The sequence below is a fragment of the Streptomyces sp. NPDC059900 genome, from assembly GCF_050270335.1.
Classification (GTDB): domain Bacteria; phylum Actinomycetota; class Actinomycetes; order Streptomycetales; family Streptomycetaceae; genus Streptomyces.
Genome location: NZ_JBNNJZ010000007.1, coordinates 37357 through 63390, shown reverse-complemented (window position 1 = coordinate 63390; position 26034 = coordinate 37357). Strand labels below are relative to the sequence as shown.

Here is a 26034-nt window from a genome sequence, read left to right as displayed (position 1 = left end):
CGTGAACGGTCAGTCGGGCATTACGGTGGGACACGAAGACCTCCGTGCGGTGCAGTCCTAGACAGCTCCACCACACCGGAGGTCTTCGCCATGATGAAGCCCGGACGGTGTTAACAACGCTCGTGATCAATACAGCTAGAGCTTGTCGGGCCCCACGGGTCCGGTGCCAGGCCCGTCCGGCCCGGCAGCGCGCTCGCCGGGACCGGCGCCGCGCTGAGCCACCAGGGCGTCGCGGATCTCCTTGAGGACCTCCAGCTCCGAGATCTCGATGACCTCCTGCGTGCCCTCCTTCTCGGCCTTCCGCGCGGCCTGCCGCGCCAGGTACTTGGCCATGGGCAGCACCATCAGGAAGTAGACGACGGCCGCGGTGATCACGAAGCTGAGGGTGGCGCTGAGGACCGAGCCCCACATGATCGGGATGCCGGTCTCGACGGTGCCGTCGGCCGCCATCTTGCAAGGGGCCTTCAGACAAGAGCTGTAGTGGTCGAGATCCTTCGTACCGAAGGCGCCGACCAGCGGGTTGATGACACCCTTCACCACGGAGTTCACGATGTTCGTGAACGCGGCTCCGATGACCACCGCGACCGCAAGGTCGATGACATTCCCGCGCATCAGGAAGGCCTTGAAGCCCTCCCAGAGACTCGGTTCGTTCTTCTCGCTCACCACGAGGCCTTTCGTTGCAAATGCAGTTCGTGAAACAGACAGCTTCGCAAACTACGGTAGGCACTGGTCGGACTGTCCAATTGGGTAACCCGAACGAGCGACTTGACACGGATTCGATGCAGTCGCACACGTTGTGAGTCAGCACAGCGTCACCGCCAGACGCATGCTCGCCCCGGCTCCGGCGAGCCGCGCCGCCGTCGCCCGTGGCACCGAGAGGACGACCAACGCCCCTGCCTCGGAGCTGCTTTGGGGCGAGCCCTCCTGCGGCTCGGGCACCTCGACCACCCGGGCGCCGGCAGCCACCACCCGTGACGTGGAGCCGTCCGCGCCGACGACATCGACCCGGTCGCCCCGGTGCAGCAGCCGCACCGTCTCCGCGTCCGCGATCCGCACCGGCGCCGTCACGGGCGCGGCTGCCCGGCGCCCCTGCCGCGAATCCGCCGAGGGTGTCGCGGCGGCCGCCGGATGCTCCCGCGGCCGCAATCGCTCGGCGTCCCGCGGCCCGGCGGCCACGAGCGCGGCCGCGGTCACCGCGAGCCCCACGGCCATGGCCCGCCGTCTGTGCCGCAGCAGCCTTCGCAGCCGGTGCCGCCCGCCTCCTGCCCGCACGGGGGAGAAGTGCGGCACCGGGCACGGCGGGGGAGCGTCCCGCACGGGAGGGACGAGGGGAGAGGGTGGGGTTGAAGGAGAAAGGTAGGGAGAGGGAGAGGGAGTGTGCGTCACGACGGCCACCGCCTGCGGAGTCGGGAGAGCTGAGGATCTTGCCTTCCGCTCTCACGATGCAGGCCCGCGCCGAATCCTGCTGAGCCCCGTGCACTACCAGCCGGTTGTGGACAACTCCCTCACCCGAAGGCGAAGTTCCGCCGCTGCCCAGCGCACCTCGGAACTGTCACCCCGCACCCCTCAAGGCAGCCGAATCCCCGGATCCATCCCGCCCAGCGCCCCCGCACACGAACAGTCCCGCTCGCTCTCCGCCGGCAGTCCCGCCACCGCGTCGAACAGCACCGTCCGCAGCCGGTCCACGTTCGCCGCGAAGACTTGCAGGACCTCTTCGTGCGAGACGCCCTCGCCGCTCTCCGCACCCGCGTCCAGGTCCGTGACCAGCGTCAACGACGTGTAGCAGAGCTCCAGTTCACGGGCGAGCACGGCCTCGGGGTGCCCGGTCATGCCCACCACCGACCAGCCCTGCGCCGCGTGCCAGAGCGATTCGGCCCGCGTCGAGAACCGCGGCCCCTCGACCACCACCAGGGTCCCGCCGTCCACCGGCTCCCACTCGCGTCCGCGCGCCGCCTTCAGCGCGGCGCTGCGCCCGGCGGGGCAGTACGGGTCGGCCAGCGACACGTGCACGACGTTCGGGATGCTTCCGTCCGGCAGCGGAACCCCGTCGAAGTACGTCTGCGTACGCGTCTTCGTGCGGTCCACGAGCTGATCGGGCACCAGCAGCGTGCCGGGCCCGAACTCGGGCCGCAGCCCGCCCACCGCACAGGGGCCGAGCACCTGCCGTACGCCCACGGAGCGCAACGCCCACAGATTGGCGCGGTAGTTGATGCGGTGCGGCGGCAGATGGTGGCCGCGGCCGTGCCTGGGCAGGAACGCGACCCGTCGCCCGGCGATCTCACCGACGAACAGGGAGTCGCTCGGCGCTCCGTAAGGGGTGTCGACCCGGAGCTCGGTCACGTTGTCGAGGAAGGAGTAGAAGCCGGAGCCGCCGATGACACCGATCTCGGCCCGTGCCGCGTTCGCCGTACTCGCGTTCGCCGTATTCACCATGCCGAGCACAGTAGCCGGACGCGGGAACGCCGAAATCCCCGCTGTCGTACGACAGCGGGGACCTGGAAAGAAGAACTCAGGCGGCCGACGAACTCGAGCTCGACGAGCTGGACGAACCAGCCGACGATCCCGAGGAGGAGCCGGACGACTTCGAGTCCGACGAACCCGAAGAGGAGGACGACGAAGCGCTCGCGGAGGAGTTGGAGTCCGACGACTTGGAGTCCGAGGACTTCGAGGCGGACGCCGACGACGGCGTGCTGCTCGACGACGAGCCGCGGCTGTCGTTGCGGTAGAAACCGGAGCCCTTGAAGACGATGCCGACCGCCGAGAACACCTTCTTGAGGCGTCCGTCGCAGCTGGGGCACACGGTCAAGGCGTCATCGGTGAACTTCTGCACCGCCTCGAGGCCCTCGCCGCATTCGGTGCACTGGTACTGGTACGTCGGCACTTGCTTCCTCCTGGCACTCTCACTCGATGAGTGCTAACGACGGTCCATAGTGACCTATTCCGCGAGATCAGTCCACCGTGACCGGCTCGCGGTGACCCACGCCACGTGCCACGGTGCGTCCGACGGACCGCGGAACGAGCCGCGAGCGCAGGGTCACGAGCACCGCGAGCGCCAGCGCCGTACCGCCGAGGGGCACCAGGAATCCGGCGCCGTCCCAGAAGCGGTCCTCCAGCTGGCCCGCGACCGTGACGGCTGCCGCCTGGCCGAGCGCGACGGCACCGGTGAGCCAGGTGAACGCCTCGGTCCGGGCGCCCGGGGCGACGAGCCGGTCCACCAGCGTGTAGCCGGTGATCAGCGCGGGCGCGATGCAGACGCCGACCAGGAGGCCGAGCCCGGCGAGCAGCACCACGGAGTGCGCGGCCCACAGACCGGACGCCATCAGGGTCAGCGCCGTGTACCCGACGAGGAGCCGCCGCTGCGGGGCGATCTTCCAGGCGATGGCGCCGCAGACGAGACCGGAGAGCATGTTGCCCGCGGCGAAGGTGCCGTACAGGACGCCGTTCAGACCGGGCTCGCCGATGGACTCGGTGAAGGCGGCCAGCGAGACCTGCATGCCGCCGAAGACGGCGCCGATGCCCAGGAAGGTCACGATCAGGACCCGCACACCGGGGATGCGCAGCGCGGAAGCGTGCTCCACGCGCGCGTGCTCCTCGCGGGAGGAGGGCTTGGGCTGGGTGCTCTTCTGCGCGGCGAACAGCAGGCCGCCGACCAGGGCGAGTCCGGCCTCGGTGAAGAGCCCGGCGGCCGGGTCGATGGTGGTGCACAGCGCGGTCGCGAAGAGCGGGCCCAGGACGAACGTCAGCTCGTCCGTGACCGACTCGAAGGCGGCCGCCGTGCCCGCCAGGGGCGAGTCCTGGAGCTTGACGCCCCAGCGGGCCCGCACCATGGGGCTGATCTGCGGCTGCGAGGCGCCGGTGGGCACCGCGGCCGCGAAGAGCGCCCACAAGGGGGCGTCGGAGAGCGCGAGCACCGTCAGGGCGAGCACCGAAGCGGTGTGGATGAGCACACCCGGCACCAGGACGGCGCGCTGCCCGAAGCGGTCGGCGAGCTTGCCGCCGAAGGGGGCGAACACCGCCATGGAGACGCCGGTGACGGCGGACACGGCGCCCGCGACGCCGTACGAGCCGGTGGTGTGCTGCACGAGCAGCACGATGGAGATGGTCAGCATCGCGAAGGGCTGTCGCGCCGCGAAGCCGGGCAGGAGAAACGTCCAGGCGCCGCGGGTGCGCAGCAGCTGTCCGTATCCGGGGCGGGAGGTGACCGTGGATGCCACGGCCCGTGCCTTTCTGCTGCCTGGTAGCGCGGCCCCCCCTCTTTCGGGGCGGCGGCGCCGAGAGCTGTCCTCTAGCGCAAAATCGCGGTAGATGCCGGTTGCCCACTGCGAGGACACGCGGCCGCCATACGGTCGGCGCCAGCTCTGCTTCAGACAGAGTTGGTTCGATCAGTCGGTACAGAAGAAGTGTGCCTTCATCGTACAGGGAGTTGCGCCGGTAGACCTGTGAATGCGGACACTGAGGCGCCCGTCACCTGCGATTGCCCCGCCCTTTCGGTTCCTGACCAGTGGTTCCCAGCCATCCGGCCAGCTTTCCGCCCTGTCCGACGGCCCGCAGCCGCTTCTCCGCGGCGTCCCGCACCGGGTCGGTCGCGACCACCAGGAGCTCGTCCCCGCGCTGGAGGACGGTCGTGGGCTGCGGCACGAACGATTCGCCGTTGCGAACGACAAGGGTGACCGCCGCCCCCGCGGGCATCCGCAGCTCGCCCACCTCGACGCCGTGCATCCGCGAGCCCTCGGGGATCGCCACCGAGAGCAGATGTCCGCGCAGGCGCTCCAGGGGAGCCGACTCGACGCCCAGGTCGGCGGCGCCCGAAGAGTCGCCGAGGCGCAGCTTCCTGGCCAGCCACGGCAGCGTAGGCCCCTGGATGAGGGTGTAGACGACGACCAGGACGAAGACGATGTTGAAGATCCGCTGGCTGTCGTCGACGCCGTTCACCATCGGGATCGTGGCCAGGATGATGGGCACGGCTCCGCGCAGCCCGGCCCAGGACATCAGGGCCTTCTCCTGCCAGGGCATGCGGAACGGCAGCAGGCTGGCGACGACCCCCAGCGGTCTGGCCACCATGGTCAGGATCAAGCCGATGATGATCGCGGGCCAGGTGTCGTCGAGCAGGTCGTGCGGGGTGACCAGGAGGCCGAGCAGGACGAACATGCCGATCTGCGCGATCCAGCCGAGCCCTTCGGCGAAGCCGCGGGTGGCGGGCCAGTGCGGCAGCTTGGCGTTGCCGAGGACCATCGAGGCGAGATAGACGGCGAGGAACCCGCTGCCGTGCGCCATGGCGCCGGCGGCGTAGGCGGCGACCGCGATGGCCATCACGGCGATGGGGTAGAGGCCGGAGGCGGGCAGTGCGACGTGCCGCAGGCCGTAGGCGCCGAGCCAGCCCACCGCGACGCCGATCGCGGCGCCGATCGCCAGTTCGAGGGCGATCTCGGCGATGAGGATGTACCAGTGCTCCACGGGGCCCGCCGCGGAGAAGGCCACGACCAGGATCACCACGGGGGCGTCGTTGAACCCCGATTCCGCTTCCAGGATGCCCGTCACGCGCGAGGGCAACGGCACCTTCCGCAGCACGGAGAAGACCGCCGCCGCGTCCGTCGAGGAGACCACGGCGCCGATGATGAGCGCCTGGCGCCACTCCAGGCCGACCAGGTAGTGGGCGCCCGCCGCCGTCACGCCGACGCTCACCGCGATGCCGACGAGCGAGAGGACGGCAGCCGCGGGCAACGCGGGTTTGACCTCTTTCCACTTCGTGCCGAGGCCGCCCTCGGCCAGGATCACGACGAGCGCCGCATAGCCGATGACCTGCGTCAGTTCGGCGTTGTTGAAGCTGAGATTGCCGACGCCGTCCTGGCCCATGGCAATGCCGATGCCCAGGTAGAGAAGCAGGCTGGGGAGCCCGCTGCGCGACGAAATGCGGACCGCCGCGACCGCGACGAGCAGGACGAGCGAGCAGACGAGCAGAAGCTGGTTGAGGTGATGGACAGTCAGGGGCCGTTCCTTCCTCCGCACGAGCCAAGTACTTCGTTACCTTACCTAATTGTTAACGCTTCCTTGACGTCTTCGAACGCTCATACGATCTGTTGCCATGTAGGTTCCTGACTCCGCGTCCGAGGCTTCAGTGCCCTGCGCCTACAGTTGCTCCAGCGCTCCCACCACCGCCCAGCCAGCCCTGCCGCTCGCGTAAGGACAGCAAGGACAGCGATGCCCTCGAATACCACCGCCTCTTCCGGTCATAAGTCCGGCAAGAAGAAGGGGCGCCGAGCCCGCCTCATCGTGATCGTCCTGGTCCTGGCCATCGTGGCGGGCATCGGTTACGGCGCCTACTGGAGCGTCGACACGGTGCGGGCCTCCTACCCGCAGACGAAGGGGACGATCAAGCTCGACGGTCTCTCCGGCCCCGTCGACGTGAAGCGCGACGGCAACGGCATCCCGCAGATCTACGCCGAGTCCGACGCCGATCTCTTCATGGCCCAGGGCTTCGTCCAGGCACAGGACCGCTTCTGGGAGATGGACGTACGCCGTCATACGACCTCCGGTCGCCTCTCCGAGATGTTCGGCAAGAGCCAGGTAAAGACCGACGAGTTCCTGCGGACGCTCGGCTGGCACCGAGTGGCGCAGAAGGAGTACGACTCCAAACTCTCGCCGGAGACGAAGAAGTACCTCCAGGCGTACTCCAAGGGAGTCAACGCCTACTTGAAGGACAAGAGCGGCAAGGACATCTCCCTGGAGTACGCCGCCCTCGGTTTCACCAACGACTACGCGCCCCAGAAGTGGACGCCCGTCGACTCCGTGGCATGGCTCAAGGCCATGGCCTGGGACCTGCGCGGCAACATGCAGGACGAGATCGACCGCTCCCTGATGACCAGCCGCCTGGGCCCGTCCCAGATCAAGGACCTGTACCCGAAGTACCCGTACTCCCGGAACAAGCCCATCGTCCAGGAGGGCGCCTACAACAGTGCCACCAAGGAGTACGAGGGCAAGGGCAGCGCGGGCAGCCAGTCGCAGTCACAGACAGGCGGCGCGGCCGGTACGGGCCTCGCGGGCAACGCCCAGGCCCCCGACGGACTGCAGTCCCAGCTGTCGGGCCTCTCCGACATCCTGGACAGCGTCCCGGACGCGGGCCTCGGCCCGAACGGCAACGGCATCGGCTCCAATTCCTGGGTGGTCTCCGGCGACCACACGATCACCGGCAAGCCCCTGCTGGCCAACGACCCGCACCTGTCGCCGCAGCTGCCCTCCACCTGGTACCAGATGGGCCTGCACTGCCGCTCGGTCTCCGAGGACTGCCAGTACGACGTCTCCGGCTACACCTTCGCGGGGATGCCCGGAGTGGTCATCGGCCACAACAAGGACATCGCCTGGGGCATGACGAACCTCGGCGCCGACGTCACCGACCTCTACCTCGAGAAGTTCGAGGGCGACGGCTACTCGTACGACGAGAAGGTGCTGCCCTTCAAGACCCGCACGGAGACCATCAAGGTCGCCGGGGGCAAGTCCAAGAAGATCACCGTCCGTGAGACCGGCAACGGACCGCTGCTGTCCGACCGAGACGACGAACTGGTGAAGGTCGGCAAGAAGGCCACCGTCGACAGCGCCGCCCCCGACCGGGGCGACGGCTACGGAGTCTCGCTGCGCTGGACCGCGCTCCAGCCGGGCAGGTCGATGGACGCCGTCTTCGAGCTCAACAAGGCGAAGGACTTCGCCGGCTTCCGCAAGGCGGCCGCTTCTTTTGAAGTGCCTTCGCAGAACCTGATCTACGCGGACCGCGACGGTCACATCGGCTACCAGGCACCGGGCAAGATCCCGGTCCGCGGCAAGGGCGACGGCGCGCTGCCCGCGCCCGGCTGGGACTCCGACTACCGCTGGACCGGCTACATCCCGCAGTCCGCACTGCCCTACGAGTACGACCCCAAGCGCGGCTACATCGTGACCGCGAACCAGGCCGTCATCGGCGAGAAGTACCCGTACAAGCTCACGGCCGACTGGGGCTACGGGGCGCGCAGCCAGCGCATCACCGACCTGATCCAGTCGAAGATCAAGAACGGTGGGAAGGTCTCCACCGAGGACATGCGCACGATGCAGATGGACAACAGCAGCGAGATCGCCAAGCTGCTCGTGCCCAAGCTGCTCAAGATCGACGTCAAGGACAGCTACGTCCGAGAGGCGCAGAAGCTCCTCGAGGGCTGGGACTACACCCAGGACGCCGATTCGGCGGCAGCCGCGTACTTCAACTCGGTCTGGCGCAACATCCTCAAGCTTTCCATCGGCAACAAGCTGCCCAAGGAGCTGCGGGTCAAGGGCCAGTGCCTGAACGTCGAGCCGGCCGGCAACACGGGCCCGGCCGACGAGGCCGAGCCGGTGCGCGAGTGCGGCCAGCGCGACGCGGAATCCGCGCAGCCCGACGGCGGCGACCGCTACTACGAAGTGATCCGGTCGATCCTCGACGACGAGGACAACGACTGGTGGAAGTCGCCCAAGACCCGCACGGACACCGCGACCAAGACCCGCGACCAGCTGTTCGGCCGGGCCATGGAGGACGCGCGCTGGGACCTGACGGCCAAGCTCGGCAAGGACGTCGACACCTGGAGCTGGGGCCGCCTGCACCGGCTGAGCCTGAAGAACCAGACCCTCGGCGTCGAAGGCCCCGGCTGGCTCCAGTTCATGCTCAACCGCGGCCCGTTCAAGCTGGGCGGCGGCGAGGCGGCGGTGAACGCCACCGGCTGGAACGCGGCGGGCGGCTACGGCGTGCAGTGGGTGCCGTCGATGCGCATGGTGGTCAACCTCGCCGACCTCGACAAGTCCAAGTGGATCAACCTCACCGGGGCTTCGGGGCACGCCTACAACGCGCACTACACCGACCAGACCAACAAGTGGGTCAAGGGCGAACTGCTGCCGTGGTCCTACTCGGAGGACGCCGTCAAGAAGAGCACGAACGACACGCTGGTGCTGCGGCCGTGAGCTGACACCCGCACCACCGGAAGGGCCCTCCACGCACGCGTGGAGGGCCCTTCCGGTACGTGGGGAGGGTCAGCGGAAGCGGCGTGCTCCCGACGGCGTGACCACGGCGTGCACGGGCTTGTCGTGCGGCTCCCGGGGGACGTGCGCGACGACCTCGGTGTCGTACAGGAGCACCACCAGGGCGGGATCGGCCCCCGCCCGCCCGAGCCGGGCCAGCACCCTGTCGTAGGACCCGCCGCCGCGCCCGAGCCGCATCCCGCCCTCGTCCACGGCCAGACCCGGCAGCAGCACGGCGTCCGCCGCCACGACGGCATCGGGCCCGAGCCGCGCCCCCGCGGGCTCCAAGAGCTCCATCTTTCCGGCGTGTTGTACGCGGGCCAGTGAGCCCGCGCCCTCATAGGCCGCCCAGTCCAGGTCGTTGTCCGCGAGGAGCACCGGCAGCAGGACCCGCGTCCCGCGCGCGTGGAGGGCGTCCAGGAGCGCGCGCGTCCCCGGTTCGCTCCCCACGGAGACGTACGCGGCGACCGTGCGCGCTCCGGAGAGCTCGGGCAGCTCCAGTGCGCGGCCGGCGAGAACCGTGGCGGCCTTCTGGGCGTCATCCCTAGTCAACCGGCGTCTCACCGCGAGGATTTCTCCGCGCAACGTGCGCTTGGTTGGCTCGGCAGGGCCGGTTTCTTGCATGGTGCGCTCACAAACCCCTTCAGGTGCGCTCATATGAGAACAAAATGTCCTCACCCACAGATTCCGCACATACTCACCGGTTATGGTTACGGACATGACTGAGTCTCACCCCCCGCGGATCAGCAAGGCTGTCATCCCCGCAGCAGGTCTCGGCACCCGGTTCCTGCCGGCCACCAAGGCCACTCCGAAGGAGATGCTGCCGGTCGTCGACAAGCCGGCGATTCAGTACGTGGTCGAGGAGGCCGCCTCCGCCGGCCTCGATGACGTCCTCATGATCACGGGCCGCAACAAGCGCCCCCTGGAGGACCACTTCGACCGCAACTACGAACTGGAGTCCGCCCTCCTGAAGAAGGGCGACGAGGCGCGCCTCGCGAAGGTCCAGGAGTCCAGCGACCTCGCGACCATGCACTACGTACGCCAGGGCGACCCCAAGGGGCTCGGTCACGCCGTCCTGTGCGCCGCCCCGCACGTGGGCAACGAACCGTTCGCGGTGCTCCTCGGCGACGACCTGATCGACCCGCGCGACCCGCTGCTCGCCCGCATGGTCGAGGTCCAGGAGCGGCACGGCGGCAGCGTCGTCGCCCTCATGGAGGTGGCCCCGGAGCAGATCCACCTCTACGGCTGCGCGGCCGTGGACGCCACGGACGAGGGCGACGTCGTCAAGGTGACGGGCCTGGTCGAGAAGCCCGACGCGGCGGACGCCCCCAGCAACTACGCCATCATCGGCCGCTATGTCCTGGACCCCCACGTCTTCGACATACTGCGCACGACCGAGCCGGGCCGCGGCGGCGAGATCCAGCTCACCGACGCCCTCCAGCAGCTCGCCGCGGACGAGAAGGTCGGCGGCCCCGTGCACGGCGTCGTCTTCAAGGGCCGCCGCTATGACACCGGCGACCGGGGCGACTATCTGCGTGCCATTGTCAGACTCGCGTGCGAACGTGAAGACCTGGGCCCGGACTTCCAGGCCTGGCTTCGCAGTTACGTGTCCGAGGAGATGTAGCACTTTGAGCAGCAGCGCGACGACCGAAGTCACCGGCCAGGACCACGTCTGGTCGGTGAGCGAGCACCTGGACGACATCCTCGGATCCGTCCGGCCCCTGGAGCCCATCGAGCTCCAACTGCTCGACGCCCAGGGCTGCGTCCTCGTCGAGGACGTCACGGTGCCCGTCTCGCTGCCGCCCTTCGACAACAGCTCCATGGACGGATATGCCGTCCGGGTCGCCGACATCGCGGGCGCCAGCGAGGAGTTCCCCGCCGTCCTGACGGTCATCGGCGACGTCGCCGCGGGCCAGGGCGAGCAGCCGGAGGTCGGCGCGGGCCAGGCCGCCCGCATCATGACCGGCGCCCCGCTGCCCCCCGGCGCCGAGGCCGTCGTCCCCGTGGAGTGGACCGACGGAGGGCTCGGCGAAGGCCCCGTCTCCGGAATGCGCGCCCACAGCGCCGCCCCCGACGGAGCCTCCGGCGAGGTCCGCGTGCACCGCCCCGCCGAGGCACGCGCGCACGTGCGGGCGCGTGGCAGCGACGTCCGGGCAGGTGACCGCGCCCTGACCGCGGGCACGGTCCTCGGCGCCCCGCAGATCGGCCTGCTCGCCGCGATCGGCCGGGGCACGGTCAAGGTGCGCCCGCGCCCCCGCGTGGTCGTCATGTCCACCGGCAGCGAACTGATCCAGCCCGGCGAGGAGTTGGACAAGGGCCAGATCTTCGACTCCAACAGCTTCGCCCTGACCGCCGCGGCCCGCGAGGCCGGAGCGATCGCCTACCGCGTGGGCGCGGTCGCCGACGACGCCGAGACGCTGCGCTCCACCATCGAGGACCAGCTGATCCGCGCCGACCTCATCGTCACCACGGGCGGCGTCAGCGTCGGCGCGTACGACGTCGTGAAGGAAGCCCTCTCCTCCGTGGGCGACGAGGACGAGGACGGCAGCGGCATCGAGTTCCGCAAGCTCGCCATGCAGCCCGGCAAGCCGCAGGGCTTCGGCTCCATCGGCCCCGACCACACCCCGCTGCTCGCGCTGCCGGGCAACCCCGTGTCGTCGTACGTCTCCTTCGAGATCTTCGTGCGTCCCGCGGTGCGCGCCCTGATGGGCCTTCCGGACGTCCACCGGCCGACGGCCCGCGCGGAGCTCGTCGCCGACAAGGCGCTCAGCTCGCCCGAGGGGAAGCGGCAGTTCCTGCGCGGGCAGTACGACGCCGAGGAGGGCAGCGTGCGGCCCGTGGGCGGCGCGGGCTCCCACCTCGTGGCGGCCCTGGCGCACGCGAACGCGCTGATCGTCGTCCCGGAGGGCACCGCGTCGGTGGAGCCGGGCGCCGACGTCGAAGTGGTCCTGCTCGGCTGAAACGCCGTCCCGCGCGGTACGGTGTCGCGCACATAGGCCCCCTCGCGCCGCACCGCGGGAGGGCCCGGACCGGGAGCGCCACAGCACATGAGTACGCAGCAGGGGCAGCAGAGACTGACACACATCGACGAAGCGGGCGCCGCCCGCATGGTCGACGTATCCGCGAAGGACGTGACGGCGCGCACCGCGAGCGCCAGCGGTCGCGTCCTGGTCTCGCCCCGCGTGATCGAGCTGCTGCGCGGGGAGGGCGTGCCCAAGGGCGACGCCCTGGCCACCGCGCGGATCGCGGGCATCATGGGCGCCAAGCGCACGCCCGACCTGATCCCGCTCTGCCACCCGCTGGCCGTCTCCGGAGTGAAACTCGACCTCTCCGTGGCGGACGACGCCGTCGAGATCCTGGCCACGGTGAAGACGACGGACCGTACGGGCGTGGAGATGGAGGCCCTCACCGCGGTGAGCGTGGCCGCCCTCACGGTGATCGACATGGTGAAGGCCGTCGACAAGGGCGCGGTCATCACGGACGTACGCGTCGAGGAGAAGTCGGGCGGCAAGTCCGGGGACTGGAGCCGCGAAGGAGCCGGCGCATGACGGCCTACCGCGCCCTCGTCGTCACGGCGTCCAACCGCGCGGCGGCCGGTGTCTACGCCGACCGGGGCGGCCCGGTCATCGCCGAGGCGCTGTCCGGGCTCGGCTTCGAGGTCGAAGGCCCCCGGGTGGTCCCGGACGGCGACCCCGTCGAGCAGGCCCTGCGCGAGGGCGCCGAAGCCGGATACGACGTGATCCTCACCACAGGCGGCACCGGCATCTCGCCCACCGACCGCACCCCCGAGGCCACCCGCGCCGTCATCGACCACGAAGTGCCGGGCATCCCGGAGGCGATCCGCGCCTACGGCAGGGAGAAGATCCCCACGGCCGTCCTGTCCCGCGGTCTCGCCGGAGTCGCCGGGCGCACCCTCATCGTGAACCTGCCGGGCTCCACCGGCGGCGTACGGGACGGCATGGCCGTCCTTGAGCCCCTCCTCGTCCACGCCATCGAGCAGCTCAGGGGCGGCGACCATCCCAGACCCCCGGGCGGTGTGAGCTGAACAGCCCTTCCTGGCCCGTCGAGCTGACGGACGGCGATGTCGCCCTCCGTCCGATAAAGATGCGCGACCAGCGGCCCTGGCGCGAGGTCAACCGGCGCAACCGGGACTGGCTGCGCCCCTGGGAGGCGACGATTCCGCCGCCCGGGCCCAGCGGTCCGATCGTGCACCGCCCGACGTACCGTCAGATGGTCCGGCATCTGCGCGCCGAGGCGCACGCCGGGCGCATGCTGCCCTTCGTGATCGAGTACCAGGGCAGGCTCGTCGGGCAGTTGACGGTCGCCGGGATCACCTGGGGATCGATGTGCTCGGGCCATGTCGGTTACTGGGTCGACCAGTCGGTCGCGGGCCGCGGCGTGATGCCGACCGCCGTCGCTCTCGCGGTCGACCATTGCTTCCGATCGGTCGGGCTGCACCGTATCGAGGTCTGTATTCGCCCCGAGAACGGGCCCAGTCGCAGGGTCGTGGAGAAACTCGGATTCCGCGAGGAGGGCCTTCGTCCACGCTATCTCCACATCGACGGTGCCTGGCGCGACCATCTTGTCTTCGCGCTCACCACGGAAGAGGTACCGGAAGGGTTGCTGCGGCGCTGGCACCAGGCAAGACCCCGGAAGACCGCGTAAATAGAATAAGTGTTTGAAAATGATCGGCGATCGACCGTCCGGGGCCCGACTTGATCCCCCCGAGGCATTAATTTCACGGTCCCGGTGGCCTGTTGATCGCATCAGTCACAAAAAAAGTTCGAGATATCAGCCAGATCGTGCGACACACCGGCGCAATTGGCAGATGGCCTCAAGCAAACCCCTCTACCGTGTGAGGCGTGAGCAGCAGCGGCCTCATCTACGCAGTCATCGTCGGGGCCTGGGCCGCCTACTTGGTGCCGATGTGGCTCCGTAGGCAGGACGAGCTCAATGAAGCCCGTCCGACGGAACGCTTCAGCACCGCCATCCGGCTTCTGTCCGGACGTGCGGGGATGGAGCGCCGGTACGCCAAGGACCTGCAAGCGCGCTCGCCTGAAGAGGAGGAGTCGCGCGACCCGGACAATGCCACCGGCTCGGTGGACGTCCGGGCCTTCGTCGCGCCTCCGCATCGGCAGGGCGCACCGGAAGAGCGGCCCGTGCCGCAGGCCAAGGCCCCGGTGAAACCCCGGGACCGGCAGCCCCCGCCGAGACCGGCGGCCAAGGAGCAGCCGGCCAAGCCCTCCGTGAAGGCCCGCGTCGACGCCCCGGAGCCCACCCCGGCCCCGACCGGCGCCCGGCCCCAGCAGTCGGCAGCCCGGCGTGCGGCATCGGCGGAAGCCGCCGCGCGCGCCCGGCGCACGAAGGTGCTCGCGCGCCGTCGGCGTACGACGGTGATGCTGTTCGTCGCCTTCACGCTCGGCGCGGTCGTCGCCGCGGTGGGCGGGCTCGCATTCCTCTGGGTGCCCGCCGTACCGGCCGCGCTCCTCAGCGCGTACATCGTGTACCTGCGGGGCCAGGAGCGGCGGCGCTTCACCTACACCATGGACCGGCGCAGGGCCGAGGTCGCGGCGCAGCGGCTGCGGGAGCGCCAGCCGCGCAGGCGTGCGGCGGGCGGCGGCGCGGAAGCGGTCGTCGACGACGCGGAGGAAGGACCCGGGCCCGACACGGAGACCGGCCTGTCCGCGCTCGCCGCCGACCGCCGCGCCCTGGTCGAGCAGACCGACCACGCGGAGTGGGTGGACCAGCAGCGCGAGCGGCAGCGGCGCCCCGGCCACGGCGACAGCTGGGACCCGGTACCGGTGCCCCTGCCGACGTACGTGACCGCGCCGGTCGCCCCGCGGGCCACCGGCGACGTCGACTTGAGCGCGCCCGACGCCTGGAGCTCGGCGCGGTCGAGCTCCGTGGAGCCCGCCGCCGACGAGGCGCACGGCGAGGCGCAGGAGAGCGAGTACGCCGAGTACGCCGAGGGCGTGGAGCCCGCCGAGGGCGCGGACGGAGCCGATGGCCGCAGTGACGCACGGCGGGCCGCGTCCGCCCGCCGGGCCCGCGAGCGGGGGCGTACGCCGCTCTTCGATCAGTACGAAGAAGGGGAGCGGCCGCGTGCCGCCAACGAGTGAGGTCTGACCAGCCAGGAACGGATTTCCGAGCACCCCAATCGGGATGCTAGAGTTTCACTCGTTGCAAGGGCCTGTGGCGCAGTCTGGTAGCGCACCTCGTTCGCATCGAGGGGGTCTGGGGTTCAAATCCCCACAGGTCCACTGCACATGAGATCCCGTCCAGTTCATCGAACTGGGCGGGATCTTTGCTGTGCCTCAGATTTGAAGCACGGGGGAACTACAGCGCCTTCACGTAGCAGCGGCTCAGGTCCTCGAAGCGGTAGTGGCCGAACTTGGCGGGGGCCGGGGTGTAGCCGGTCGACGTGTAGAGGGCTATGGCCTCCGGCTGCTTCGTGCCCGTCTCCAGGACCATGCGCGTACGGCCCGCGGACCTCGCGTCGTCCTCCAGGGCCGCCAGGATGCGGCGGGCCAGGCCGAGGCCGCGCGCCTCCGGGGTCACGTACATGCGCTTGATCTCGGCGTCGCCGTTTCCGTACCCCTCGTCGTTCTCCTCGTGGGCGCGCCAGCCGCCGGTGGCCACCGGGGTGCCGTTCTCGTCGTACGCGAGGAGATACAGGCCGCCCGGTGCCCTGAACATGGCCGGGTCGAGAGGTGTGACATCGCCCTCATCGCCGTACCGCTCCGCGTATTCGAGCTGGACGCGGTCGTTGAGCTTGACCGCGTCGGGGTGGTCGAAGGGGGTGGGGCGCAGCTCTATGGCGGGTCGCTGCGGCGAGGGCTGAATAGTCATGCGAACCATCGTACTTCTATGCGGGTGTGTTCGGGTGCTTGCGGTGTGCGGGTGTGCTTCAAGTGTGCCGGTATCGTTCCCGGATGCTCACCGTGACCAGTGTGAATGTGAATGGGCTGCGCGCCGCCGCCAAGAAGGGCTTCGTGGAGTGGCTCGCCGACACCTCGGCCGACGTACTCTGCCTCCAGGAAGTGCGGGCCGAGCCGCAGCAGCTGCCCGAGGAGGTGCGGGCGCCCGAGGGCTGGCACGTCACGCACGCGCCGGCCGCCGCCAAGGGGCGCGCGGGCGTCTCCCTCTATACGCGGCGTGAGCCGGACCGGGTGCAGGTCGGATTCGGGTCGCAGGAGTTCGACGGCAGCGGGCGCTATGTCGAGGCCGATCTGCCCGGCGTCACGGTCGCGAGCCTCTATCTGCCCTCCGGCGAGGTCGGTACGGAGCGGCAGGACGAGAAGATCCGCTTCATGGACGAGTTCCTCACGTATCTGAAGGGGCTCAAGCAGCGGGCCGCCGCCGAGGGGCGCCAGGTCGTGGTCTGCGGCGACTGGAACATCGCGCACCAGGAGGCCGACCTCAAGAACTGGAAGGGCAACAAGAAGAACTCGGGCTTCCTGCCCGAGGAGCGTGCCTGGCTCACCGAGGTCTTCGAGGGGGACGCCGGGTACGTCGACGTGGTGCGGGCGCTGCATCCCGACGTCGAGGGGCCCTACTCCTGGTGGTCCTACCGGGGGCGTGCCTTCGACAACGACACGGGCTGGCGGATCGACTACCACGTGGCGACGCCGGGGCTCGCGGAGCGCGCGGTCAAGGGATTCGTGGAGCGGGCGGCCACGCACACGGAGCGGTGGTCGGACCATGCGCCCGTCACGGTGGTCTACGACATGTGAGTCCGCGCGGCGCCATGGCATGTTGCGAGCGCGTACCTGACAATGACTCAACTGTCAGCCGTGTGGGGGAGACTTCATGTCCGGTGCGTCGATGCCATCTCGTCGGGGTGTGCTGCTGGGGGCGCTGGTCGCCGGGGTCGGAGCGGGGCTGCCGCTGGCCGCCGCGGCGCCCGCCGGGGCATCGGGCGGCACTCCGGGCGGGGTCCCGCGCCGCACGCCGCCCGTGCTCCTCACCGAGCAGGCGACCCAGCAGATCCTGGTGCTCGACCCGCGGCGCAGGGTGTGGGACGTGGAGCGTGATCCGTCCGCCGTGCGGTGGGCGTTCTCGCCGACCAGGCGCAAGGGGTACGAGGATCTCCGGCCCGAGGAGAGCTGGGTGTATCCGAGCGAGTCGAAGGTGCGCAGACTCAAAGGGCGTACGTACGTCCTGACCACCGCGTCCTTCGGGTTCGTCGCCGTGGTCGACTACCCCTCGGGCAAGCGCTACTGGGGTGCGGCGCTGGGTCCCGGCGACGACCTCTTCAATCCGCACAGCGCGGAGATCCTGCCCGACGGCAATGTCGCGGTGGCGTGCAGTACGGGGGCGCTGGTGCGGTTGTACGCGGCGTCGCAGGGGCCGCGTGCCTCGCAGTACGCCGAGGCGGAGCTCAAGGGGGCGCACGGGCTGCACTGGGACGGTGCGCGGCAGGTGCTGTGGGCCATCGGCGACGATGAGTTGGTCACGTACGAGGTGGGCGGGACGCGGGCGCGGCCCACGCTGGCGCGGCGGTCCTCGGTGGGGCTTCCGGTCGGGACGCCGGGGAAGACTCCCGGCGGGCACGATCTTTTTCCCGTGGCCGGGGGTGTGGGGCGGGGCGGGCGCGTGGAGCGGCTCTGGGTGACCACCAACGCGGCCGTCTTCCAGTACGACATCGAGGCCGGGGCCTTCGTGCAGGACTTTGCCGGGGCCGAGGAGATTTCCCGGAAGTCCGTGAAGGCGGTGGGGGATGATCCGCGGACCGGGCAGGTGCTGTCCACCGTGCCGGAGGCCGGGCTCGAGGAGACCTGGTGGACCACCAAGGTGAGTGTCCATCGGCCCCGGAGTGAGTATTCGCTGGTCGACGGGGGGATTTACAAGGCCCGGTGGTTCTTGCCGCGGTAGGCGGGCGGGTGCGGGTGGTGCGTGGGTGCGGGTGGTGGGCCCCCGGCAGGGGTTACTCCTCCGGCTTCTCCGAAGCCAGTCTGCGGTCCAGGGCCATCGACAGTTCCGCCTCCACCACGCTCTTCGCCAGTGGGCGCAGGCGTTCGATGCTGACGTTGCCCGCCTCGGACGGGGTGTGGGTGCGGATGGTGGTGATGAACAACTCCGCGAGCGCGTCAGCGTGTTCGCGTACCCGCTGGCCCGCCTCCAGGACCGCCGCCAGCGGGATTCCCTCGCGGACCAGGGCCGAGGAGACGTCCAGGAGGCGGCGGCTCACGTGCACGATCTCGTCGCCGTCCGTGCCGAGGTAGCCGAGGTCCATGGCCGCGGCGAGGTTCTCGGGGGTGACCTCGCCCGCGAAGCGGTCGGCGAGTTCCTCGGGGGTGAGGCGGACCGGGGTCTCCTCCGTGGGTTCGCCGATGCCCAGGAGTTCGCCGACGTCGCGGCCGTTCTCGAAGGCCTCCGCGAGTTCCGCGATGCCGCTCAGGGTGTGGCCGCGTTCCAGGAGGGCGGCGATCGTCCGGAGTCTGGCCAGGTGGTGGTCGTCGTACCAGGCGATACGGCCCTCGCGGCGGGGCGGCGGGATCAGACCGCGTTCACGGTAGAAGCGCACGGTGCGCACCGTGATGCCGGCGGCCTTGGCCAGCTCCTCCATGCGGTACTCGCGTGTTTCTGCCACGGCAGCAGCCTATGTGCTGGCGGATCGTGTGCGTCGTGCGCGTGTTCTACCGGCGGTAACTCGCGGCGCCAGACCCCTACCCATCAGTAGGGAGTTGTTCTACTCTCCCAATTGCGCCAGTGGTCACTGGCAGAGTCGTGATGCAGTTCGGGAGGCGGCGGCATGGCCGAGGACGAGCGCCAGCAGGAGCGCGAGCAGGGGCGCGAGGGTGGTCGCGCACACGAACACGTGCGGGTGGCGGTGATCGGGTCCGGATTCGGCGGGCTCGGGGCCGCGGTCCGGCTCCGCCGGGAAGGCATCACCGACTTCGTCGTCCTGGAGCGGGCCGACGCGGTGGGCGGCACCTGGCGGGACAACAGCTATCCGGGCTGCGCGTGCGACGTGCCCTCGCATCTGTACTCGTTCTCCTTCGCGCCCAACCCCGACTGGCCGCGCACCTTCTCCGGCCAGGAGAAGATCCAGGAGTACCTGGAGAAGGTCGCCGACACCTTCCGGCTGCGCTCGCACATCCGCCTCAGCACCGAGGTGATGCAGCTGCGCTGGGACGCGGACCGGCTGCTGTGGGAGGTCGAGACCAGCAACGGCACCCTCACCGCCGACGTCGTCGTCTCCGCCACCGGGCCGCTCTCCGACCCGAAGCTGCCGGACATCCCCGGCCTCGACACCTTCGAGGGCAAGGTCTTCCACTCCGCGCGCTGGGACCACGACTACGACCTGCGCGGCAAGCGCGTCGCGATGATCGGCACCGGCGCCTCCGCCATCCAGATCGTGCCCGCCATCCAGCGCGAGGTCGGCAAGCTCACCCTCTTCCAGCGCACCCCGCCCTGGGTGATGCCGCGCATGGACCGCGCCATCAGCAAGGCCGAGCGCTGGCTGCACCGCCAGCTTCCGTTCACCACGCAGGCCCGGCGCGGAATCCTGTGGGGCATCCGGGAGCTGCAGGTCCAGGCGTTCACCAAGCGGCCCAACGAGCTCGGCGTGGTCGAGCAGCTCGCCAAGCGGAACATCGCCCGGGCCGTCAAGGACCCGGCGCTGCGGGCCAAGCTGACCCCCTCGTACCGCATCGGCTGCAAGCGGATCCTGCTGTCCAACACCTACTACCCGGCGCTCGCGCAGCCCAATGTGGACGTCGTCGCCAGCGGGCTGAGCGAGGTGCGCGGCAACACCGTCGTGGCCGCGGACGGCACCGAGACCGAGGTCGACGCGATCATCTTCGGTACGGGATTCCATGTGACGGACATGCCGATCGCCAACCGCGTGGTGGGCGCCGACGGCGTGACGATGATGGAGACCTGGAAGGACGGGATGAAGTCGCTGCGCGGCGCGACCGCCGCGGGCTTCCCCAACTTCATGACGGTCATCGGCCCGAACACCGGCCTCGGCAACTCCTCGATGATCCTGATGATCGAGTCCCAGCTGAACTATCTCGCCGACTACATGCGGCAGTTGGACGTGCTCGGTGACCGGGCCGCGCTCGCCGTGCGGACGAGCGCCGTGAACGCCTGGAACGACAAGGTCCAGGAGCGGATGAAGCGCACCGTGTGGAACACCGGCGGCTGCAACAGCTGGTACCTCGACGAGAACGGCGTGAACACCACGATCTGGCCGGGGACCACGAGCGAGTTCCGCAATGCGACGCGGCGGGTGGACCTCGCCGAGTACGAGGTGGTGCGGCCGCCGAAGGTGAGTGCGCAAGCCGCGAAGCCGAAGTCCCGTAAGACGAAGAAGATCGAGGCAGGCGCATGAGCAGGCTGATGCATGTGACGAGCGGCCCCTTCGCGCCGCCTCCCGCGGCACGGGAACTGACCGTCGTCTCGGCGGACGGCGCGCGGCTGCACGCCGAGGTGCACGGGCCCGAGGGCGCGCCCGCGGTGGTGCTCGCGCACGGGTGGACCTGCTCGACGGCCTTCTGGGCCGCGCAGATACGTGAGCTGGCCGTCGATCACCGCGTGATCGCGTACGACCAGCGGGGGCACGGGCGCAGCGCGGCGCCGGACGGCGTCGAGGGCTACAGCACCACCGCCCTCGCCGACGATCTGGAGGCGGTGCTCGCGGCGACGCTCGCCCCTGGCGAGCAGGCCGTCCTCGCCGGGCACTCCATGGGCGGCATGACGATCATGGCCGCGAGCACGCGGCCCGGCTTCCGGGAGCACACGGCGGCGGTTCTGCTGTGCAGCACGGGCAGTTCGCGGCTCGTCGCCGAGTCGACCGTGGTACCGATACGGGCCGGAGGGCTGCGGACGCGGCTCACGCGGTCGGTCCTCGGTGCGAAGGCGCCGCTGGGTCCGGTCACGCCCATGGCCCGCAAGATCCTCAAGTACGCGACGATGGGGCCGGGTTCGGCGCCGGACCGGGTCGAGGTGTGCGCGCGGATCGTGCACGGGTGCCCGCGCGTGGTGCGCTACCGCTGGTCGCACGTACTGGACGAGCTTGCGCTCGACGCCGGGGTCCTGGAGCTGACCGTGCCGACCGCGGTCATCGCGGGCACGGCTGACCGGATGACGCCCGTCACGCTCGCTCGGCGCATCGCCGGAATGCTGCCGGACTCCCTCGGTCTCACCGAGCTGCCGGGCATCGGCCACATGACGCCCGTCGAGGCGCCGGAAGCGATAACGGACGGGATCAGGGATCTCGCGAAGAGGTACGTACGGGCCGGCGATCAGCAGATTCAGGGGCTTGAGGGGAGCAGCGCATGAGCAAGGTCAGCCTGGAGGGTCAGGTCGCGGTCGTCACCGGGGCGGCGCGGGGCGTGGGCGAGCTGCTCGCGCGCAAGCTGTCGGCGCGCGGCGCGAAGATCGCGCTCGTCGGCCTCGAACCGGACGAGCTGAAGCAGGTCGCGGGGCGGCTGCACACCGAGGCCGAGGCCTGGCACGCGGACGTCACCGACCATGTCGAGATGGCGCGGGTCGCTCAGGAGGTCAAGGAGCGGTTCGGCAAGGTCGACATCGTCGTCGCCAACGCGGGCGTCGCCAACGGCGGTCCCTTCGTCGAGTCCGACCCCGTCGCGTGGCGCCGGGTGATCGAGGTCAACCTCATCGGCAGCGCGGTGACGGGGCGGGCGTTCCTGCCGGTCCTCACCGAGAGTCGGGGATATCTGCTCCAGATCGCCTCCCTCGCGGCGATCACTCCGGCGCCGATGATGTCCGCGTACTGCGCGTCGAAGTCGGGCGTCGAGGCGTACGCGCACTGTCTGCGGGCCGAGGTCGGCTACAAGGGCGTGAAGGTGGGCGTCGGGTACCTGTCCTGGACGGACACCGACATGGTGCGGGGCGCCGACCAGGACGACGTGATGCGGGAGTTGCGCCAGCGCCTGCCGTGGCCGTCCAACAAGACGTACCCGCTGGGCCCTGCCGTCGACCGGATCGTCGCCGGGATCGAGCGCCGCTCCAGCCATGTGTACGCGCAGTGGTGGCTGCGGGGCATGCAGGGCATCCGGGGCTACCTCCCGGCGCTCATCGGCACGGTCGGCCAGCGCGAGATGCGGCGCTTCGAGCCCCGCCTCGCCTCGGTCTCCACGGGGCTCGTGGGAGCGGGGGGCTCCGCCGACGAACAGGCCCGTACGGGGCGGTAGTTGATACCCCGGCGTCGGGCCTCGCACCGGACGCAGCGATGAGGCCCCCCGGCGTCCCGGGGGGCCTCATCCGTTCGAGCTCGCCGCAGCGTCAGGCGTCGTAGTCGCGGTCGAACTTGTCCTGCTGCTCCTGGGCCGCCTCCTGAGCCTGGTCCGGGGCCTGCGAGGAACGCTCGCTCGCCTCGTCCCGCGCCTGCGAAGCCCGCTCGCTCGCCTCGTCCTTGCGGTCGCCCATGGCGCCCTTCGCCTTGTCGGCGAGCTGGTCGGCCTTGTCCTGGAACTGGTCCTTGATGCCCATGCTTGTTCACTCCTAGAGGGTGAGGTTGGAGGGGCCTCGACCAGACTTACATGAGGGTTCATACCTCGCATTTCGATCTTTAACAGGCAGTTACCGGCCGCGGGAATGCCCCGTCAGGAGTCCCGCGGCGGCAGCTTCGGACGCCGCCGGTCCGGCACGTCGTCCTGGCCCGGCGGCGTCGCCGCCGGCTGCTGTGCCAGGAGGTCGAGCGCGACCTGCACCGCGTCGTCGAGCTGTGCGTGCCGCCCCTCCGCCCAGTCCAGGGGAGTGCGCAGGACCTCCAGGTCCGGGGCCACGCCCTGGTTCTCCACGGACCAGCCGTACTCGTCGAACCACCCCGCGTTCATCGGCACCGTGATGACCGTGCCGTCCCCCAGGACGTGCCGCCCGGTCATCCCCACCACGCCGCCCCAGGTGCGCTGGCCCACCACGGGGCCGAGGCCCAGCAGCTTGAAGGCCGCCGTGATCATGTCGCCGTCCGACGACGTCGCCTCGTCGGCCAGGGCCACCACGGGACCCCGGGGCGCGTTCGACGCGTACGAGACGGGCTGGGCGTTGCGTGTCAGGTCCCAGCCCAGGATCTTCCGCGTCAGCTTCTCGACCACCAGCTCGCTGATGTGGCCGCCCGCGTTGCCGCGTACGTCCACGATCAGGGCCGGGCGGGACACCTCCAGGCGCAGGTCGCGGTTGAACTGGGCCCAGCCGGAGCCGCCCATGTCGGGGATGTGCAGATAGCCGCACTTCCCGTCGCTCAACTCCCGTACGACGTCGCGTCGTTTGGCCACCCAGTCCTGGTAGCGCAGGGGGCGTTCGTTGATGAGCGGGACGATCGCCACCCGGCGCGGCCTGCCCTCCGCCTCCGCCGCCTCGAACGTCAGCTCCACCGTCGTGCCGCCCGCCGCCGCGAGCAGGGGGTAGGGGCCGGCCACGGGGTCCACCGGGCGGCCGTCGATGTGCGTGAGGACCGCGCCCTCGCGGATGCCCGCGCCCGCGAGCGGCGAGCGTGCCTTGGAGTCGGACGATTCGCCGGGCAGGATCCGGGTGACCATCCATTTGTTGTCCCGGCAGACCAGATTGGCGCCGAGCAGGCCCATCGCCCGCTGGTAGTGCGGCGGTCCTTCGTTGCGGCGGGCGGGGGAGACGTACGCGTGGGAGGTGCCCAGTTCGCCGAGGACCTCGCGCAGCAGGTCGGCGAACTCGTCGGGGGACGCGACCCGTTCCACGAGCGGCCGGTACTGGTCCAGGACCGCGGGCCAGTCGATGCCGCACATGTGCGGCTCCCAGAAGTAGGCGCGGATGAGCCGGCCCGCTTCGTCGTAGGCCTGGCGCCACTCGGCCGCCGGGTCGACCTCGTGCAGGATGCGGCGCAGGTCGATCCAGACGGTCGTGTCGCCGTCGCCGACCTCCGTGGACGGCACCGCGCTCAGGTCGCCCTCGTCGACCACCACGAGCCGTGTGCCGTCGCCGCTGAGCGCGAACCAGTCGAGGTGGTCGACCAGGGCGGACTTCTTGGCCTTGGCGATGTTGAAGTACTCCAGGGTGGGGCGGCCCGAGGTGTCCGACGGGTTGGCGAACGTCTCGCCGAGGGCGCCCGAGATCGGCCAGCGCAGCCAGACCAGGCCGCCGCCGCTGACGGGGTGCAGGGCCGAGTACTTCGACGCCGAGACGGGGAACGGCGTCACCCTGTTCTCCAGGCCCTCCACCTCCACGATCACCGTGCCGTCCTGTGACCTGCCGTCCGCCGGGTCGAGCCCGCCCGCGGCCGGGCGGCCGTCGGGGGAGAGCGCGAAGGGCGAGGGGGTCGCCGACGACAGGGGCACCAGGTAGGGGCGGCAGCCGAGCGGGAAGGAGAGGTCGCCGGTGTGTACGTCGTAGACGGGGTCGAAGCCGCGCCAGGACAGGAAGGCGAGATAGCGGCCGTCGCGCGTGAAGACGGGGTTCTCGTCCTCGAAGCGGCCGTTGGTGACGTCGACGATGATGCGGCAGCCGGGGCCCTCGATGCGGGCCATCTTGATCTGGCGCAGCGAGCGGCCGATGCCCGGATGCGACCAGGTCAGCCACGCCCCGTCCGGGGAGAACGCCAGGTCGCGCACCGGCCCGTTGACGGAGGCGATCAGCTCCGTCACCTCGCCGTCGGACTCCTCGCCCGCGTCGACCAGGAGGAGCCGCCCGTCGTTCGAGGCGATCGCGAGCCGTTCGCCCTCGGGGTCGGAGACCAGTTCGAGGACCCGGCCGAGTTTCCCCTGGGCGAGCCTGCGCGGCAGGCGCGCACCGCTGGCGCGCGGCAGATAGGCGATCTCTACGGCGTCCTCGCCCTCCGCGTCGGTGACGTAGGCGACCTGTCCGCCCTTGCCGAGCATCTCCGGGAGCCGCACGCGCACGCCCGGGGTGTCCGTGATGGTGCGCGCGGGTCCGTCCCGGTGCGTCAGCCAGTACAGGCTGCCGCGTACGACGACGGCGCTGGCCCGTCCCGTCGCGTCGACGGAGAGCGAGTCGACGTGCTGCGCGGCCGGCACCTGGTAGATCCGCCGCCCGGCGCGCGGCCCGCCGAGGCGTACGTCGAGGCGGCGCGGCACGGAGCCGGCGCTCAGGTCGTCCACCAGCCAGACGTCGCCCGCGCACTGGTAGACGACGCGGTCGCCGTCGCTGGACGCGTGCCGGGCGTAGAACGTGTCGTGATCGGTGTGCCGCCGCAGGTCGGAGCCGTCCGGCAGACAGGAGTAGAGGTTGCCGACGCCCTCGTGGTCGGAGAGGAAGGCGATCCTGCCGTCCACGAACATCGGGGCGTCCAGATGCCCGTCGAGGTCGGGCAGGATCTGCTCGCCGTGCATCCACAGGCGGCCCATGGCCCCGCCCCGGTAGCGCTTCCAGGCCGCGGGCTCGTGCGGCGGCTTTCCGGTGAGCAGGAGCGTCTTGCGTTCGCCCTCGATGTCGTTGACCGCGATGTCGTAGACGGGGCCCCAGGGCAGCTTGCCGCCGGGCGAGCCGTCGGTGGGCACGCTGTAGGCCCAGCAGAAGTACGAGAAGGGCTGGCCGTGCGAGGAGACGGCGAGGATGTCGCCGTCGGGGGACCAGCCGCAGACCCGGGTGTCCGTGCTGCCCCAGTAGGTGAGGCGCCGGGCGGGGCCGCCGTCGACCGGGGCGAGGTGGATCTCCGGGTCGAGGCTGCGCCATGTCGTGTACGCGATGTGGCGGCCGTCCGGCGAGAAGCGCGGGTGGCTCACCTTGGTCCGGTCGACGGTCACCCGCCAGGCCCGGCCCGCGGGCTCGCCGTCCTTGCCCATCGGGGCCACCCAGAGATCGTCCTCGGCCGCGAAACAGAGGCGGTCGCCGCTGAGGTGCGGAAATCGCAGGTAGGCCTGGTCGGCGTGGTCAGCATGGGCTTCATCGCGCGCGTCGGTCACTTCACCATGCTTTTCCGGTGCGCAGGGCCCGGCAACTCGTACAGGGAGACGAACAGACGCGGCCGGGCTCGGCGGACTGGAACGGACGCACGGCCGGACGCGGCCGGGCGCGGCGGCGTGCGCGTGACGCAGCACACGTACGAAACGGTTTCGTTTC

Annotated in this window: 23 protein-coding genes and 1 tRNA gene; 13 read left to right on the top strand and 11 right to left on the bottom strand. The window is 70.4% G+C overall.

Annotated features, from left to right (window positions below; all coding sequences use genetic code 11):
• Positions 1 to 135 precede the first annotated feature (135 nt).
• The 6 genes from mscL to ACQKIP_RS02700 all read right to left on the bottom strand — a co-directional run bounded on the left by mscL (position 136) and on the right by ACQKIP_RS02700 (position 6006).
• A complete protein-coding gene (gene mscL, locus ACQKIP_RS02725; protein WP_365866379.1) occupies positions 136 to 666 on the bottom strand; it encodes a large conductance mechanosensitive channel protein MscL in 531 nt (176 codons plus the stop codon).
• 135 nt (positions 667 to 801) lie between these two features.
• A complete protein-coding gene (locus tag ACQKIP_RS02720; RefSeq protein ID WP_427741989.1) occupies positions 802 to 1212 on the bottom strand; it encodes a hypothetical protein in 411 nt (136 codons plus the stop codon).
• Between the two features lie 354 nt (positions 1213 to 1566).
• Positions 1567 to 2433 carry an S-methyl-5'-thioadenosine phosphorylase gene (locus tag ACQKIP_RS02715; RefSeq protein ID WP_365866375.1) on the bottom strand — a complete coding sequence of 289 codons (867 nt, stop codon included), beginning with the start codon at positions 2431 to 2433 and terminating at the stop codon, positions 1567 to 1569.
• Positions 2434 to 2509: 76 nt separating this feature from the next.
• Positions 2510 to 2881: an FmdB family zinc ribbon protein gene (locus tag ACQKIP_RS02710; protein WP_365866373.1), complete on the bottom strand. Its 372-nt coding sequence runs from the start codon at positions 2879 to 2881 to the stop codon at positions 2510 to 2512.
• A gap of 67 nt (positions 2882 to 2948) precedes the next feature.
• Positions 2949 to 4214, bottom strand: a complete 1266-nt coding sequence (locus tag ACQKIP_RS02705) for an MFS transporter (protein ID WP_365866372.1) — start codon at positions 4212 to 4214, stop codon at positions 2949 to 2951.
• Between the two features lie 250 nt (positions 4215 to 4464).
• Entirely contained in the window at positions 4465 to 6006 is a 1542-nt protein-coding gene (locus ACQKIP_RS02700; RefSeq protein WP_365866371.1) for a potassium/proton antiporter, read from the bottom strand.
• A gap of 192 nt (positions 6007 to 6198) precedes the next feature.
• Here ACQKIP_RS02700 and ACQKIP_RS02695 point away from each other — a divergent pair, with 192 nt between their 5' ends.
• Entirely contained in the window at positions 6199 to 8955 is a 2757-nt protein-coding gene (locus ACQKIP_RS02695; protein ID WP_365866369.1) for a penicillin acylase family protein, read from the top strand.
• Positions 8956 to 9024: 69 nt separating this feature from the next.
• On the opposite strand, the gene ACQKIP_RS02690 is transcribed toward ACQKIP_RS02695, so the two are convergent.
• Positions 9025 to 9636, bottom strand: coding sequence for a 5-formyltetrahydrofolate cyclo-ligase (locus ACQKIP_RS02690; protein WP_365866367.1), 612 nt, complete (start codon positions 9634 to 9636; stop codon positions 9025 to 9027).
• 94 nt (positions 9637 to 9730) lie between these two features.
• Here ACQKIP_RS02690 and galU point away from each other — a divergent pair, with 94 nt between their 5' ends.
• The 7 genes from galU to ACQKIP_RS02655 all read left to right on the top strand — a co-directional run bounded on the left by galU (position 9731) and on the right by ACQKIP_RS02655 (position 15272).
• Positions 9731 to 10636 carry a UTP--glucose-1-phosphate uridylyltransferase GalU gene (gene galU / locus ACQKIP_RS02685; RefSeq protein ID WP_361195199.1) on the top strand — a complete coding sequence of 302 codons (906 nt, stop codon included), beginning with the start codon at positions 9731 to 9733 and terminating at the stop codon, positions 10634 to 10636.
• 4 nt (positions 10637 to 10640) lie between these two features.
• Complete coding sequence (gene glp / locus ACQKIP_RS02680) at positions 10641 to 11972, top strand: molybdotransferase-like divisome protein Glp (protein ID WP_365866365.1); 1332 nt, start codon at positions 10641 to 10643, stop codon at positions 11970 to 11972.
• Between the two features lie 87 nt (positions 11973 to 12059).
• The gene (gene moaC / locus ACQKIP_RS02675) at positions 12060 to 12560 is read left to right on the top strand and encodes a cyclic pyranopterin monophosphate synthase MoaC (protein WP_361195203.1); all 501 of its coding nucleotides are present in this window, start codon (positions 12060 to 12062) and stop codon (positions 12558 to 12560) included.
• Positions 12557 to 13057, top strand: a complete 501-nt coding sequence (locus ACQKIP_RS02670; protein WP_365866363.1) for a MogA/MoaB family molybdenum cofactor biosynthesis protein — start codon at positions 12557 to 12559, stop codon at positions 13055 to 13057. The genes moaC and ACQKIP_RS02670 overlap by 4 nt, the downstream gene beginning before the upstream one ends.
• Positions 13054 to 13677, top strand: a complete 624-nt coding sequence (locus ACQKIP_RS02665; protein ID WP_365866392.1) for a GNAT family N-acetyltransferase — start codon at positions 13054 to 13056, stop codon at positions 13675 to 13677. Before ACQKIP_RS02670 ends, ACQKIP_RS02665 begins: the two co-directional genes overlap by 4 nt.
• Before the next feature lie 197 nt (positions 13678 to 13874).
• Positions 13875 to 15131: a divisome protein SepX/GlpR gene (sepX, locus tag ACQKIP_RS02660; RefSeq protein ID WP_365866361.1), complete on the top strand. Its 1257-nt coding sequence runs from the start codon at positions 13875 to 13877 to the stop codon at positions 15129 to 15131.
• Positions 15132 to 15198: 67 nt separating this feature from the next.
• Positions 15199 to 15272 (top strand) — tRNA-Ala (locus ACQKIP_RS02655).
• Positions 15273 to 15348: 76 nt separating this feature from the next.
• Here the strand turns inward: ACQKIP_RS02655 and ACQKIP_RS02650 are convergent.
• Entirely contained in the window at positions 15349 to 15861 is a 513-nt protein-coding gene (locus tag ACQKIP_RS02650; RefSeq protein ID WP_427741982.1) for a GNAT family N-acetyltransferase, read from the bottom strand.
• 83 nt (positions 15862 to 15944) lie between these two features.
• Here ACQKIP_RS02650 and ACQKIP_RS02645 point away from each other — a divergent pair, with 83 nt between their 5' ends.
• Together ACQKIP_RS02645 and ACQKIP_RS02640 are read left to right on the top strand one after the other, a co-directional pair.
• Entirely contained in the window at positions 15945 to 16745 is an 801-nt protein-coding gene (locus tag ACQKIP_RS02645) for an exodeoxyribonuclease III (RefSeq protein WP_365866359.1), read from the top strand.
• Positions 16746 to 16836: 91 nt separating this feature from the next.
• A complete protein-coding gene (locus ACQKIP_RS02640) occupies positions 16837 to 17886 on the top strand; it encodes a DUF6528 family protein (RefSeq protein ID WP_365866358.1) in 1050 nt (349 codons plus the stop codon).
• Between the two features lie 52 nt (positions 17887 to 17938).
• On the opposite strand, the gene ACQKIP_RS02635 is transcribed toward ACQKIP_RS02640, so the two are convergent.
• On the bottom strand, positions 17939 to 18580 hold the full coding sequence (locus ACQKIP_RS02635; protein ID WP_365866389.1) for a MerR family transcriptional regulator: 642 nt from the start codon (positions 18578 to 18580) through the stop codon (positions 17939 to 17941).
• A 186-nt stretch (positions 18581 to 18766) separates the two neighbouring features.
• Between ACQKIP_RS02635 and ACQKIP_RS02630 the strand changes: the two genes are divergently transcribed.
• The 3 genes from ACQKIP_RS02630 to ACQKIP_RS02620 are packed head-to-tail and all read left to right on the top strand — an operon-like array spanning position 18767 to position 22175.
• Positions 18767 to 20350, top strand: a complete 1584-nt coding sequence (locus ACQKIP_RS02630) for a flavin-containing monooxygenase (RefSeq protein WP_365866356.1) — start codon at positions 18767 to 18769, stop codon at positions 20348 to 20350.
• Entirely contained in the window at positions 20347 to 21300 is a 954-nt protein-coding gene (locus ACQKIP_RS02625) for an alpha/beta fold hydrolase (protein WP_365866354.1), read from the top strand. The genes ACQKIP_RS02630 and ACQKIP_RS02625 overlap by 4 nt, the downstream gene beginning before the upstream one ends.
• Positions 21297 to 22175 carry an SDR family oxidoreductase gene (locus ACQKIP_RS02620; protein WP_361195216.1) on the top strand — a complete coding sequence of 293 codons (879 nt, stop codon included), beginning with the start codon at positions 21297 to 21299 and terminating at the stop codon, positions 22173 to 22175. The genes ACQKIP_RS02625 and ACQKIP_RS02620 overlap by 4 nt, the downstream gene beginning before the upstream one ends.
• Positions 22176 to 22266: 91 nt before the next feature.
• On the opposite strand, the gene ACQKIP_RS02615 is transcribed toward ACQKIP_RS02620, so the two are convergent.
• Positions 22267 to 22473: a hypothetical protein gene (locus ACQKIP_RS02615; protein ID WP_365866352.1), complete on the bottom strand. Its 207-nt coding sequence runs from the start codon at positions 22471 to 22473 to the stop codon at positions 22267 to 22269.
• A gap of 113 nt (positions 22474 to 22586) precedes the next feature.
• Positions 22587 to 25877: a S41 family peptidase gene (locus ACQKIP_RS02610; RefSeq protein WP_427741978.1), complete on the bottom strand. Its 3291-nt coding sequence runs from the start codon at positions 25875 to 25877 to the stop codon at positions 22587 to 22589.
• Positions 25878 to 26034 lie beyond the last annotated feature (157 nt).